Source organism: Achromobacter colocynthidis (assembly GCF_057334535.1).
In genome coordinates this window covers 106,259-119,402 of record NZ_JBHFIZ010000021.1, presented here as the reverse complement: position 1 = coordinate 119,402, position 13,144 = coordinate 106,259, and the positions used below count along the sequence as shown (strand labels likewise).

Annotated in this window: 11 protein-coding genes; 2 read left to right on the top strand and 9 right to left on the bottom strand. The window is 65.0% G+C overall.

From position 1 onward, the window contains the following. Positions 1–122: 122 nt before the first annotated feature. Positions 123–1,343 carry an MFS transporter gene (locus ACE04A_RS06685; RefSeq protein WP_485819969.1) on the top strand — a complete coding sequence of 407 codons (1,221 nt, stop codon included), beginning with the start codon at positions 123–125 and terminating at the stop codon, positions 1,341–1,343. A gap of 172 nt (positions 1,344–1,515) precedes the next feature. Continuing rightward, positions 1,516–2,817, top strand: coding sequence for a UDP-N-acetylglucosamine 1-carboxyvinyltransferase (locus ACE04A_RS06680; RefSeq protein ID WP_259246491.1), 1,302 nt, complete (start codon positions 1,516–1,518; stop codon positions 2,815–2,817). Here ACE04A_RS06680 and ACE04A_RS06675 read toward each other — a convergent pair. The 9 genes from ACE04A_RS06675 to ACE04A_RS06635 form a co-directional block, all read right to left on the bottom strand. After that, entirely contained in the window at positions 2,804–4,105 is a 1,302-nt protein-coding gene (locus ACE04A_RS06675; RefSeq protein WP_448716080.1) for an acyl-CoA thioester hydrolase/BAAT C-terminal domain-containing protein, read from the bottom strand. The genes ACE04A_RS06680 and ACE04A_RS06675 overlap by 14 nt on opposite strands. 9 nt (positions 4,106–4,114) lie before the next feature. Next, positions 4,115–5,125 carry a Bug family tripartite tricarboxylate transporter substrate binding protein gene (locus ACE04A_RS06670; protein WP_264616439.1) on the bottom strand — a complete coding sequence of 337 codons (1,011 nt, stop codon included), beginning with the start codon at positions 5,123–5,125 and terminating at the stop codon, positions 4,115–4,117. Positions 5,126–5,307: 182 nt separating this feature from the next. Then, positions 5,308–6,969, bottom strand: coding sequence for a TRAP transporter large permease (locus ACE04A_RS06665; RefSeq protein WP_230696048.1), 1,662 nt, complete (start codon positions 6,967–6,969; stop codon positions 5,308–5,310). 2 nt (positions 6,970–6,971) lie between these two features. Then, positions 6,972–7,634: a TRAP transporter small permease subunit gene (locus tag ACE04A_RS06660; RefSeq protein WP_448716079.1), complete on the bottom strand. Its 663-nt coding sequence runs from the start codon at positions 7,632–7,634 to the stop codon at positions 6,972–6,974. A gap of 122 nt (positions 7,635–7,756) precedes the next feature. Next, entirely contained in the window at positions 7,757–8,851 is a 1,095-nt protein-coding gene (locus ACE04A_RS06655) for a TRAP transporter substrate-binding protein (RefSeq protein WP_100856169.1), read from the bottom strand. Positions 8,852–9,171: 320 nt separating this feature from the next. Continuing rightward, positions 9,172–9,768 (bottom strand): lipocalin family protein, encoded by a 597-nt coding sequence (locus tag ACE04A_RS06650; protein ID WP_448716078.1) that lies wholly within the window; start codon positions 9,766–9,768, stop codon positions 9,172–9,174. Positions 9,769–9,830: 62 nt separating this feature from the next. After that, positions 9,831–10,916, bottom strand: a complete 1,086-nt coding sequence (locus ACE04A_RS06645) for an SAM-dependent methyltransferase (protein ID WP_448716131.1) — start codon at positions 10,914–10,916, stop codon at positions 9,831–9,833. Beyond that, the gene (locus ACE04A_RS06640) at positions 10,916–11,731 is read right to left on the bottom strand and encodes a DUF1295 domain-containing protein (RefSeq protein WP_448716077.1); all 816 of its coding nucleotides are present in this window, start codon (positions 11,729–11,731) and stop codon (positions 10,916–10,918) included. The genes ACE04A_RS06645 and ACE04A_RS06640 overlap by 1 nt, the downstream gene beginning before the upstream one ends. After that, positions 11,728–13,071, bottom strand: coding sequence for a class I SAM-dependent methyltransferase (locus tag ACE04A_RS06635; RefSeq protein ID WP_448716076.1), 1,344 nt, complete (start codon positions 13,069–13,071; stop codon positions 11,728–11,730). The genes ACE04A_RS06640 and ACE04A_RS06635 overlap by 4 nt, the downstream gene beginning before the upstream one ends. Positions 13,072–13,144: the final 73 nt, after the last annotated feature.

The window sequence follows — 13,144 nt, the reverse complement described above, 5'->3', positions numbered from 1 at the left end:
GCGAAAGCGCTCGGCATACATTTGTACTGATCGGTATATAAAGCGGCCAATCTTTGCGCTCATCCACCGCGCATGGGCCGCCTTGGATATCGATCCTGCCACCTCTACAAAAGGACTTTCGCGTGAACCCCTCAACAACATCAAGCGGTCAGCCTGCGCCTGACCGCCTGCCTGTCTCCGCGCTGCTTGCGCTGGCCATGACCGGCTTTCTTTGCATCGTTACCGAAACTCTGCCCGCCGGGCTGTTGCCGCAGATCAGCGCCGGCCTGGATGTCAGCCAGGCCTTGGCCGGGCAGATGGTGACGGCTTATGCGCTGGGTTCCTTGCTGGCGGCCATTCCGCTGACGATCGCCACGCGCAGTTGGCGCCGCCGCAACGTGTTGCTGATGACGATCATCGGCTTTCTTCTCTTTAATTCCGCCACGGCGCTGTCGACAAACTACGGGCTGACCTTGGTGGCGCGCTTCTTCGCGGGCATGGCGGCGGGGCTGGCCTGGAGCCTGCTGGCAGGCTACGCGCGGCGCATGGTCGCCCCCTGGCAACAAGGGCGGGCGATGGCGTTGGCGATGGTGGGCACGCCGATCGCGCTGTCTCTCGGCGTGCCGCTGGGCACGTTGCTGGGGGCCACGGTGGGATGGCGCGTGGCGTTCTGGATCATGTCGGCGATGACGCTGGGGCTGGTCGTCTGGGTGCTGGTCAAGGTGCCTGACTACCCGGGGCAGTCTGCCCATGAACGCATGCCGCTGCGCCGGGTATTCACGACGCCGGGTGTGCGGCCCGTGCTGGCGGTGGTGATGGCGTGGATGCTGGCGCACAACATTCTATACACCTACATTGCCCCCTTTGTGGCCCCCATCGGCTTGTCTGAACGGGTGGACCTGGTGCTGCTGGTCTTTGGCATGGCAGCGCTTGCCGGCATCTGGATCACGGGCAAATTGGTCGATCACCATTTGCGCCTGACGGTGCTGACCAGCCTGGCCGCATTTGCCGCCACGGCACTGGTCTTCGCCCTGGCGCCTGCCAACCCCGCCGTGATCTACCTGGGCGTGGCGGTATGGGGCATCAGCTTCGGCGGGGCCGCCACCTTGTTGCAAACGGCGTTGGCCGATGCGGCCGGTAGCGGCGCAGACGTCGCGCTGTCGATGAACGTGGTGGCGTGGAATGGCGCGATCGCCGGCGCCGGCGTGGCGGGTGGCATGCTGCTTGAGGCCTGGGGCGTAGGGGCGTTTCCGTGGGCGCTGCTTGTGCTGATCGCCCTGGCGTTCGCGATGGCGTGGTCGGCGCGCGCGCATGCGTTCCGGCCCGGATTACGGACCTCGGGCATGGCTGCCGTGGGGCATTGACCTCGCGCAGCGAGAGCGCGGGAGAGGCAAGGCGCGCGGCCGGAGAATCCTGGGTGGCCACGTCACTTGCAGTTTGATACGTTTCATCACCGGGCTGCCCGTCCCCGTCAGGCGACACAAGTACAATTCCGGCCACTTCCTGCTACCCGTACGCAACCCGTCCGCCTTCCCCATGTCCAGTCTCATCGTCCACGGTGGCACGCCCCTGCGCGGCCGCATCATTCCTTCGGCCAACAAGAACGCCGTGCTGCCCATTCTGTGCGCCACGCTCTTGACCGACCAGCCCTTGACGCTGCATGGCGTGCCGGACATTACCGATGTGCGCAAGATTCTCGACATCTTCCGCACGCTGGGCAGCGAGGTGAAGCTGGATGAATCCACGCGCACGCTGAACCTGCATCACCGCAACACCACGTTCGACGCCACGCAGCACCGGTTGCCGGAAGAAATGCGCTCGTCGATCATGCTGGTGCCGCCGCTGTTGGCGCGCTTTGGAATTGCGCGGCTTGAAGACAACGTCAAGGGTTGCACGCTGGGCGTGCGCGAGATTGATCCGCACGTGGACATCTTCCGCTCGTTCGGCGGTGAAGTGGAACGCGCCAGCGGGTCTTTGCTGGTGCGCAGCAGCGGCACGTTGAAGGCCACGCATCACTGGCTGGATTACGCGTCGGTCACCACCACCGAAAACTTCGTGCTGTGCGCGGCGGCGGCCGAAGGGGAATCGTCATTGACCAATGCGGCGTCCGAGCCGCACGTGCAGGAATTCTGCCGCTTCATGGCGATGATGGGCGCCGATATTGATGGCATCGGCACGTCGCGCCTGACGGTGCGCGGCGGTGCGCGGCTGGGCGGCGGCGAATTCACTTTTGAAGAAGACTTCCACGAGATCACGACGTTTCTCGCGCTGGGCGCGATCACGGGTGGCGATGTCGTGGTGCGCAACCGCACGCCGGGCAACTTCCCGTTGATCGACCGCACCTTCGCCAAGTTTGGCGTCACCATCGAGCACAAGGACGGCTGGTCGCGCGCGTTGCGCTCGGGCCCGCTGAAGGTGCAGACGCCCTTCACCAGTAACGTGCTGACCAAGGTGGAAGCCGCGCCGTGGCCGTACTTTCCGGTGGACCTGCTGCCGATCTTCATTGCGCTGGGCGTGTGCGCCGAGGGCAATGCGATGTTCTGGAACAAGGTCTACGACGGCGCGCTGGGCTGGACGGGCGAGCTGACGAAGTTCGGCGCGCACGTGTTCTCGTCGGACCCGCACCGCGTGGTGACGTTCGGCGGCATGCCGCTGACGCCGGCCGTGGTGGAAAGCCCCTACATCATCCGCGTGGCGATCGCGCTGTTCATGGTGGCCAGCAGCATCAAGGGCCGCTCGGAAATCCGCAACGCGACGCCGATCCGCCGCGCGCATCCCCAGTTCGTGGAAAACCTGCGCAGCCTGGGCGTGCAGGTCGAATGGACTAGCGAGGAGTAAGGGCCGCCGCGCGGTTCAGGAATTCCAGCACCGCCAGATACGACCCCTCGTTGCCCGCCGCATTCGCGGCCGGCGTGCCGCCCGCGTCCAGCAGCAAGCCCGACATCGCATGCGGTTTGCTGATCAGCGTGGCGGGCAGATAGGGGTAATGCACGTGGTGCCCCGCCCCCATGCACACGTGGTGAAACGTGGGCAGGCCGTGCGCCTGGCGCTGGCGCATCACCATTTCGGAATACGCCGTGCTGGGCCAGAAGCCGTCGTCGGACGCGCTGATCAGCATGATCGGGCCGGGATAGTTTTCCACCGGAATGCGCGCGCGTTCAACGGCCGCGGCATCGCGCGTGGCACTCAGGAAAGCGTGGGTTTGCCGATACGGCGGCTCGGACGCATAGGCCGCTTCCCAGTCGGCGCTGGCGTTGTCCTGCCACAAATGCGGCAAGGGTTCGCCATCCTTGGTCCAGACCTGGGCATCGCGGCCGGTGCCGGGCGAGCCCGCGCTGACCACGCCATGCATGACGGGCGACGGCACGTAGGCGGCCACCGCGCTGACCAATTCGGGATACTGCGAGGCCACCAGCAAGGAGGTCTCGCCGCCCCGGCTGATGCCCGACAAGGCCACGAAGCCATCGCGCGGCGCCAGCTCGGCGTGCGCCCAGCGCAATGCATGCTCGAAGTATTCCAGCGGCATGTCGTTCAGGTACTTGGGCCGGCCATCGTAGTTAAAGATGGCAAGCGCCAGGCACTGGAAGCCGCGCGCGGCGAACAGCGCGGCGCGGGGTGCGTTGACCCCGCCCGACGAGCCGTTCATGTAGATCACCAGCGGATGCGGGCCGGGTCCAGCGGGCGTATAGAGCTCGCCCGACACGGTCATGCCGCCGACCTGCTCGCGCACCGCGCGGTGCGTGACGCCCTCTTCCAAAAATTCCTGCACCAGGCGCGCCGACACGCTGCGCACCCCGTCCGTGGCCTCGATCTGAATAACCAGCGGTTCGGTGCGATCAGGCGGAAACACCACGCGGCTCATGTCTTCGCACACCATGGACCACACGATGCCCATGGCCGCGGGCTCGGCGTAGCTGCCCGAAACGGGGCTGTCGCGGCCCAGGTCCAGGCTGCCGTCGTGGCCCGCCACGAACACGGCCTGCGAGCGCCACGGCGCGCCGCACATCTGCATGCTGGCGGTGACGGTGATGAAGGCGTAGGCCGGAAAGCCGTCGATGCGAATGTCGCGAGCGACATCGATCAGGGCAAATTCCGGGGTGACGCTAATGCGGGCTTGGTCGGTCACGGGGTGTCCTCAGGCTTTCAGGTCGGTCTTGGGCACGCCGTTGGCCTTGATGACCTGGGCCCACATGGCGGATTCGTCGGCGATGACCTTGTCCAAGTCCGCCGACGAGGTGAATTCCACGGCCACTCCCTGCTCGGCGAATTGCTGAATCAGGCTGGGGTCGCGCGTGCCTTCGCGCACGGCGTTCTCCAGCACCTGCGCAACGTTCGCCGGCATGGCGGCCGGGCCGGAAATCATCATGCGCGTGTACAGCTCAAAGTCATCGACACCGGCCTCTTTCATGGTGGGCACGTCCGGCAGGCTGGTCAGGCGCTTGTCGGCGGTAACGGCCAGCGCCAGCAGCTTGCCCGACTTGATGTTGGGCAAGGCCGACGTGGGAAAGTCGAAACTGCTTTGCACGGTGCCGGCCATCAGGTCCAGCAGCGCGGGGCCGCTGCCCTTGTAGGGCACGTCCTGGAATTGCGTGCCGGTCTTGGACTGGAAATGCAGCAGCGCCAGATGGTTGATGACGCCGCGTCCCGCATGGGCGCAGGTGATGTCGCCGGGCTTTTTCTTGGCCAGCGCGATGAATTCCTGCACGTTCTTCACGCCCAGGTCGGGGTGCACGATCAGCAGCATGGGCGACTTGCCCATGGAACCCAGTTGCTTGAAATCAGACGGTTGGTAAGGCAGGTTGTTGTACAGCAAGGGATTCAAAATCATGCCGTTGGTGCCGGCGAAGCCCAGCGTGTAGCCATCCGGTTCGGCGCGCGCCACCGCCACGGTGGCGATGATGGCCTGCCCGCCCGGCCGGTTTTCCACCACGACGTTGTGCTTGAGCGTCTTGCCCATGCGTTCGGCCAAGGCGCGGGCAGCGATGTCGGTCAGGCCGCCCGGGGCAAAACCCACCAGCAGGCGCACGGGCCGCGTCGGAAACGTGCTTTGCGCCCAGGCAGTGCGCGCGGTCAGTGAGGTCAAGGAGAGCAAGGAAGCGGGCAGCGCGGCAAGCGCGCCCAGGGCATGGCGGCGAGACAATCTCATGGGGGTTCTCCGGCAAGGCGCACAGGCCGCGCGCCGAACGGCGGCGGTCACCGTGCCGGTATTCTGTATTCGATCGCTTGTCGCCACCATTTAGGGAAATCCCGAAAGCACGCAACAAAAAAAATGCCGGCATCGCTGCCGGCATTGCTTTCCTGCGTTTCCTGCGTTTCTTGCGAGGCGCGCTATTTGAAATCCGCCCCCGGGTCGTCACTGCCATAAGTGCTGGTGCCGTAGGACGTATCCACCTCGATCTTCACCTTGGTGGCGTCGACCTGGGCTTCGTCGCTCTTGTAGTGCATGACCAGGCCCGGGAACGCCAACACCGCCGCCACCATGGCCAACTGGATGACGATGAACGGGATGGAGCCGCGGTAGATCTGGCCCGTGGTGACGGGTTCGATCATCTTGCCCGTGACCTTGTCCTTGTACCTGTCCTTGGGCGCGACCGATCTTAAGTAGAACAGCGCAAAGCCGAACGGCGGATGCATGAACGAGGTCTGCATGTTCACCGCCAGCAGCACGCCGAACCAGATCAGGTCGATGCCCAGCTTGTCGGCCACCGGGCCCAGCAGCGGCACGATGATGAACGCCAGTTCAAAGAAGTCCAGGAAGAAGGCCAGCACGAAGGTCAGCACGCTGACGGCGATCAGGAAGCCCATTTCGCCGCCGGGCAGGCTGACCAGCAGGTGTTCCACCCACAGGTCGCCGTTGACGCCACGGAAGGTCAGGCCGAACACCGTCGAGCCCACCAGGATGAACACCACGAAGGTGGACAGCTTGGTGGTGGTGTCCATGGCCTGCTTCATCAGCTTCAACGTCAGCCGGCCCCGGATCATGGCCATGAGGATGGCGCCCACGGCACCCATGGCGCCGCCTTCGGTGGGCGTAGCTACGCCGATGAAGATCGTGCCCAGCACCAGGAAGATCAGGAACAGCGGCGGGATCATCACGAAGGTGACGCGCTCGGCCAGGGCCGACAGCATGCCCATCTTGAAGATCTTGTTGGTGCCGGCAATGATGAAGGCGGTGAGGCCCCAGATCAGCAGCGACAGCACGATCTGCTCGTCCACCGGCGCCGTATCGGCTTCGATGTACTGGCCGACGAAGTACGCGGACAGCGCCGAGATCACCATCAGCACCAGCAGCGAACGCCCGCCGCGCGTGCCGTTGGCTTCGCGGAACGAACGCGCCTCTTCGGGCAGCGCGGGCGCCGAATCAGGCTTCAGGTACGACTTGATGATGACGAACGCCACATACGTGCCCGCCAGCAGGAAGCCGGGCACGATGGCGCCACGGTACATGTCGCCGATGGAGCGGCCCAACTGATCGGCCAGGATGATCAGCACGAGCGACGGCGGGATGATCTGCGACAGCGTGCCGGACGCGGCGATGATGCCGCTGGCCAGCCTGCGGTCGTAGCCGTAGCGCAGCATGATGGGCAAGGAAATCAGGCCCATCGAGATCACCGATGCCGACACCACGCCGGTGGTGGCCGCCAGCATGGCGCCTACGAACACCACGGCAATCGCCAGGCCGCCGCGCACGGTGCCGAACAATTGGCCGATGGTTTCCAGCAGGTCTTCGGCCATGCCGGATCTTTCAAGCACCAGCCCCATCAGGGTAAAGAATGGCACCGCCAGCAAGGTGTCGTTGGCGATGATGCCGAAGATGCGTTGCGGCAGCGCCTGGAACAGCGCCGCGTTCAAGAGGCCCAGTTCAATGCCGACAAGCGCGAAGAGTATGCCGTTGGCCGCCAGTGCGAAGGCCACGGGAAAGCCCATCAGCAGGAACACCACCAGCGTGGCGAACATGATGGGGGCCATGTTTGCAGTCAAGAATTCCATGGTCAGCGTCCGTCCTGTCCGTTCTGGCCGCGAGCGCCGTCTGGCTTGCTCCCGCCTTGCGCCGCCAGGGCGCGTTCTTCGCGCAGGCGCGCCTCTTCGGCGATTTCCAGCGCCAGGGCTTCTTCAGCGGAAATTTCGGAGGGTCGCGCGCCGGGATCGGGGCACTTGCCCATCAGGAAACCCACGCACTTGATCAGGTGCGACAAGCCGGCCAGCACCAGCAAGGCGAAGCCGACCGGGATCAGCAGCTTCACCGGCCAGCGCACCAGGCCGCCGGTATTGGACGACTGCTCATTGGTCAGGAACGAATCCATGAACACCGGCCACGACAGGTAGGTGATGAGCAGGCAGGCGGGCATCAGGAAAAAGATGACGCCGAAAATGTCGATGTAGATCTGCTTGCGGCGCGACAGGCGCGACGACAGCACGTCCACGCGCACGTGTTCGTTGCGCAGCAGCGTGTAGCCGGCGGCCAAAAGGAAGATGGCGCCGAACAGGTACCACTGCAATTCCAGCCAGCCGTTGGAGCTGACCTGGAAGACCTTGCGCACAATGGCGTTGCCGGCGCTGACCACGACGACGACCAGCGTCAGCCACGTCACGCACCGGCCGACCACCGTGTTGATCGCATCGATCAAACGGGATAGGGCTAATAGGGCATTCATGTTGGATATCCGGACTGGCGCGGGGCTTGGCGCGCAGTCAATGTGCAACGAGAAGAGAGGAGAAAACCAGCAAGCGCGCGCGGATGCGGCACATCCACGCGCGCCGGCACAATCGGGGCGGCTTACTTGCCGCGGTTGATCGTGCCCATGTAGCTGTCATAGCTGCCTTCAGCCACGCGGAACCAGGGCAGTTCGTTGTCGCGGAAGTTCTTCATACTTTCGTAGACTTTCTTGAACACCGGGTTCTTGGCGCCCATTTCGTCGTACAGCTTGACCGATTCCGCGAAGCACGCGTCCATGACGGGCTTGGGAAACGATTGCAGCTTGGCGCCCTGGGCGATCAGGCGGCGCAGCGCGGCGGGGTTCTCGGCGTCGTACTTGGCGATCATGTCGTTGGTCGCCGCGGCCGATGCCTGTGCCAGGATGGCCTGGTAGTGCTTGGGCAGCTTGTTGTAGGCGTCCTGGTTGACGTACAGCGACACTTGCAGCGTGCCTTCCCACCAGCCCGGGTAGTAGTAATGCGGGGCCACCTTGTTGAAGCCCAGCTTTTCATCGTCGTAGGGGCCGATCCATTCGGCCGCGTCGATGGTGCCCTTTTCCAGCGCCGGGTAGATGTCGCCGCCGGCAATCTGCTGCGGCACCACGCCCAGGCGCGACAACACGGCGCCCGCGAAGGCGCTGACGCGGAACTTCAGGCCCTTCAGGTCGTCCACCGTCTTGATTTCCTTGCGGAACCAGCCGCCCATCTGCGTGCCGGTATAGCCGCAGGGGAAGTTGACGATGTTGTAGGTCTTGAAGACGTCGCGCAGCAGCGACAGGCCGTCGCCGTGGCGCATCCAGGAATTCATCTGGCGGGTATTCAGGCCGAACGGCACGGCGGCATCAAAGCTCAGCACCGGGTCCTTGCCGTAGTAGTAGTACGACGCGCTGTGGCCGCATTCGATCGTGCCGTTTTGCACGCCATCCAGCACTTGCAGCGCCGGGACGATTTCGCCGGCCGGGAACACGCGGATGGAGAACTTGCCGCCGGTGGCTTCGGACACGTACTTGGCGACGCTTTCGCCGCCGGAATAGATGGCGTCGGCGCTACGGGGGAAGCTGGACGCCAGGCGCCAGTTCAGGGTGGGGGCCTCCTGGGCGATGACGGGCGCCGCCAGGGTGGCGCCGCCTGCTGCGGCCCCCAAGGTGGCTTTCTTCAAAAAGGAACGGCGTTGCATGCAAGTCTCCCAACTTGGATAAAGTTTTTTTTCCGGGTCCCGGGGCGAATTGGTGGAGCCCCCAGGCGCGATCCTGTGGGTAACAAATGGTCGCGCTCATGAATTTGGCTGCGATCCTATCGGCAAATGCCGCCCGGGGCGTAGCGGGAAAACCCTTGCCGTAAGCTTCGTGAAATCTTTCGTCTTCGTATAGCTGGTATGACCAGCGGCGGGCTTGATGGCGCGCACGGTCTTTCTGCACTGGTATGCGGGCCGGATCAGACGCGATACCGGCGCGCAGCGCTGAAATAAGCCGCCGCCGCTATATAACCAAAAAATATTTAGCGTGTTGCGCCGGCAGCATCTGGATACGTGCGCGGTTCGGGCCCCTGCTCGGGCCATTGCTGCGGCACGGGGCGCAATTCCGCGGTGTCATAGCCCAGTTCGCGCACCTTATCCACCAGGCGGGCGTAGTCGGCCGGCGGCAAGCTGGGCGTGCGCGCCATGATCCAGACGTAGTCGCGCTTGCTGCGGCCAATGATGGTCTGTTGATAGTCGTCGTTCAGATACGCGATGACGTATTCCGCCTGGATGGGCCAGATGAACTGCATGCCCCAGATGGCGTTGCCCGTGTCCGGCTCCACCGTGCCCACCGGGCGCATGGTTTTCACCTTGGCGTCGAAGCCGCCGTGGCGGTAGCGGAAGGTGGTCTGGATGCGGCCATCGGGCAGCAAGGCGTAGGACTCGACGGCGTTGTACGACTGGCGTTCGGGCCAGGTGGGAATGCCGGCGATCACATACCAATCGCCCATGAAGCGCTTGATGTCGACGTTGTTGACGGGAGGCATCGGCGGCGGGCTGCTGCACCCGGCCAACGCGGCAAGCGCGGCCAGCACCGCAAGTCCGGTCACCCCGGCAAAGCGTTTGGTTTTCGGCATGGCGCCCTCCTCTCGGTCTGGTTGCATGGTTGGGTCCGGCCTTGGTCAGGCCTTGGTAAAACCTATTCAGGCCGCACGAAGCGGTAATGCGCCACCATCCACGCCTGCCCGTCCTGGTAGCCGAACAGTTCGGCGCAGGCCATCCAGAACATGCGCCAGCGGTGGAACCACAGGCCCGCAAACGGCGCGCCATAGGCCTGTTCCAGCACCTGCATGATGTCTGCCCGCTTTTTGTCCTGGTTGGCCAGCCAGTGGTTGGCGGTGCGCTCGTAATGGCGGCCGTCGACCAGCCAGCGTGCCTGGATGCGCAGGTCCTGCTGGAACCACAGCAAGGTGTCCGCTGACGGCATGATGCCGCCCGTGAAGAAATGCCGGCCCAGCCAATTGTCGGCGCCCTCGGTTTCGAACGGGTACATCAGACTGCGGTGCGCGAACAGGTGCACGAACAGCTTGCCGCCCGGGCGCAACCACGAGCCGATGCGCGCCAGCAGGTCTTGGTAGTTGCGCATGTGCTCGAACATTTCCACCGACACGCAGCGGTCGAACGCGGACGGCGGCAACTCCAGCGTATTGACGTCGCAGGTGATGACCTCGACGTTCAGCAGCCCCCGCGCGCGGCATTGCGCCTGGATGTGCTGCCGCTGCGAGGCGGAGTTCGAGACCGCCGTAATGCGCGCCGAGGGATAGCGTTCGGCCATCCACAGCGTCAGGGATCCCCAGCCGCAGCCCAGTTCCAGGATGCGCTGGCCGTCCATCAGTTCGGCGCGCAGGCCGGTCAGTTCCAGCATGGCGGCTTCGGCCTGGTCCAGCGTTTCGCGGCCCGTGGGGTAATAGCAGCCGGAGTACTTCAACTGCCGGCCCAGGCACAGCTTGAAGAAGTCGGCCGGCAGCTCGTAGTGCTGGGTGTTGGCGGCGTCGGTGTGGATGGCGACGGGGCTGGTACGCAGCTCATCGATCAACTGCTGGTAGCGCCGCGCCTGGCCCGCGGGGCCGTCCACCTGTTCCTCCCGCAGACGCTGGGCGCACAAGCGGCGGATGCCGTGGCGCATCAGCGCGTCGGGTACCAGGCCGCGTTCGGCCAGCCCCAATAAGCCGGGCGCCGGCCGGTCGGAAGCCAGACGGGAATCGTTGAGTGTTGCGGTCGTCATCATTCGCCCTTTGCATTGGCATGCGTTGAGCCCGCCGATTCCCGCTTGGGAAACCACGGGAACAGCATCGGCGTGGTGCGCTGGTACTGGCGGTAGTCGTCACCCCGGGTACGCAGCGCCTGCGCTTCGGTGTAGGGAATGCCGCTGATCCAGCGCAGGAAAATGAACATGGCAATGGGGCCCAGCCAGGCCAGCCAGGCCAGGTCGGCGCCCACCGCCAGCGCCACATAGCTGAACCAGTGCAGCCATTCGAAGAAGTAATTGGGATGCCGGGAATAACGCCACAGGCCCTGCCGGCAGGTGCGGCCACGGTTGGCCGGGTTGTCGCGGAAAGCGTCCAACTGCCGGTCGGCAATCGTTTCACCCGCCACGGCCACGATCCACACCAGCAGGCCCAGCCACACCCACGGCGTCATGCGCGGCACGGGGTTGGAAGCGACCGCGATGAAGGGCAGCGACATGAAGACGACCAGCCCGGCTTGCGCCAGGAAGAACAGCGCAAACTTGCCCTGGTGCCCGTTCCAATGCGCCCGCAAGGCGCGGTAGCGGCCGTCTTCCTCGCCGTGGCGCACGCGCCGCCAGATGTGCCACGCCAACCGCCCGGCCCACACGCCGCCCAGCACGGCCAGCAACACGCGCGGGATGGCCGCGCCGGGGCCGGTCAGCGCCAGCAACACGGCGGCCAGCGCCATGCCAGACGCCCACATCGCGTCCACAATGCCTGCGTTGTGATGGCGCCGCTGCCAGCGCCAGCCCACGGTCATCAGCACCACGGCCACCGCCGCCACCATCAGCGCCTGCATGCCGGGCGTCATGACGTAGCCCAGCGCGCCGTCGCGGGCATGGCGGCCGGCCGCGCCAGCAGCAGATGCGACACGCCGATGGCGCGTTCACGAAAGCCGCCTTCGCAATACGCCAGGTAGAACTCCCACAGGCGAATGAAGCGTTCGTCAAAACCTTGTGCGCGGACGGCGTCCAGCCGCGCCATGAAGCGATCCCGCCAGGCTTCCAAGGTGCGCGCATAAGACAGGCCGAAGTCTTCGAGGTGCACCAGGCTTAGGTCACTGACGCGCGTCTTGGCTTGCAGCATGGCCTGGATGGACGGCATGAAGCTGCCGGGGAAGATATGCCGCTTGATGAAGTCCACCGCCTTCAGCGCCTGCGCGTAGCGATGGTCTTCAATGGTGATGGCCTGGATCAGCGCCATGCCGTCCGGCTTGAGCAGTTCGCCCACCTTGGCGAAGTACGCCGGCAAGTAGGCGGCGCCGATGGCCTCGATCATTTCAATCGACACCAGCTTGTCGAATTGGCCGTTCAGGTCGCGATAGTCTTGCAGCAGCACGTCCACGCGGTATTGCAGGCCGGCGCGGCGTATGCGTTCGGTGGCCAGCGCGTGCTGTTCGCGCGAGATCGTGGTGGTGGTGACGTGGCAGCCGTAGTGGCGCGCCGCGTGCAGCGCAAAGCCGCCCCACCCCGTGCCGATCTCGACCACATGCTGACCGGGCCGCAGGTCCAGCTTGCGGCAGATTACGTCCAGCTTGCGGGTGGAGGCCTGCTCCAGCGTGTCGTCCTCGCCCGCCCATATCGCTGACGAATACATCATGTCGTCTGACAGGAACAGGCGGAAGAATTCATTGCCCAGGTCGTAGTGCGCGGCAATGTTGCGCCGGCTGCCCGCGCGCGTGTTGCGCCGGCACGCATGCAGCGCCCGCATCGCCATGCCGCCCAGCCGCGCCATGCCGCGTTCCATGCCGTCGAGCAGGTCGCGGTTGCGCACCAGCAGGCGGATCAGGCCGACAAGATCATTGCAATGCCAATGGCCGTCGCCATAGGATTCGCCGCCGCCCACGCTGCCATGGCGGGCGATTGCGCCGTAGAACGCAGGGTCTTGCACCCGCAGCCGCAAAGGTCGGCCGGCTGTCGCGCCCTGCTCGCCCGGTTCGACGTTGCCCGGTTCGACGTTGCCCAATTTGACGTTGCCCACTTCGACGCTGCCCATTGCGTCGTCGATCAGCAGCCGCCCGCCTTGCAGTTGCCCCAGTTGGTCAAGCAGGCGCCGACGCAGCAGGCGTTCGGTCAGCGACAGGGCCTGCGCGGCCTCGGGCACGCAGGCATCGTTGAGCGCCAGGCGTTCGGAGTCGGAGGGGGATCTCATCAGTCTTCTCCTGGTTAGGCGGATTAAGCGCGCGGGTTCCAATGGGCGTGGGAATTCCCGCTTGCGCGTGTCG

What these genes read in the sequence shown, in the direction of transcription:
- ACE04A_RS06680 (WP_259246491.1), top strand. Translation starts at nt 1,516, where the DNA reads ATGTCCAGTCTCATCGTCCACGGTGGCACGCCCCTGCGCGGCCGCATC.
- ACE04A_RS06670 (WP_264616439.1), bottom strand. Translation starts at nt 5,125, where the DNA reads ATGAGATTGTCTCGCCGCCATGCCCTGGGCGCGCTTGCCGCGCTGCCC.
- ACE04A_RS06665 (WP_230696048.1), bottom strand. Translation starts at nt 6,969, where the DNA reads ATGGAATTCTTGACTGCAAACATGGCCCCCATCATGTTCGCCACGCTG.
- ACE04A_RS06660 (WP_448716079.1), bottom strand. Translation starts at nt 7,634, where the DNA reads ATGAATGCCCTATTAGCCCTATCCCGTTTGATCGATGCGATCAACACG.
- ACE04A_RS06655 (WP_100856169.1), bottom strand. Translation starts at nt 8,851, where the DNA reads ATGCAACGCCGTTCCTTTTTGAAGAAAGCCACCTTGGGGGCCGCAGCA.
- ACE04A_RS06650 (WP_448716078.1), bottom strand. Translation starts at nt 9,768, where the DNA reads ATGCCGAAAACCAAACGCTTTGCCGGGGTGACCGGACTTGCGGTGCTG.
- ACE04A_RS06645 (WP_448716131.1), bottom strand. Translation starts at nt 10,916, where the DNA reads ATGACGACCGCAACACTCAACGATTCCCGTCTGGCTTCCGACCGGCCG.
- ACE04A_RS06640 (WP_448716077.1), bottom strand. Translation starts at nt 11,731, where the DNA reads ATGACGCCCGGCATGCAGGCGCTGATGGTGGCGGCGGTGGCCGTGGTG.
- ACE04A_RS06635 (WP_448716076.1), bottom strand. Translation starts at nt 13,071, where the DNA reads ATGAGATCCCCCTCCGACTCCGAACGCCTGGCGCTCAACGATGCCTGC.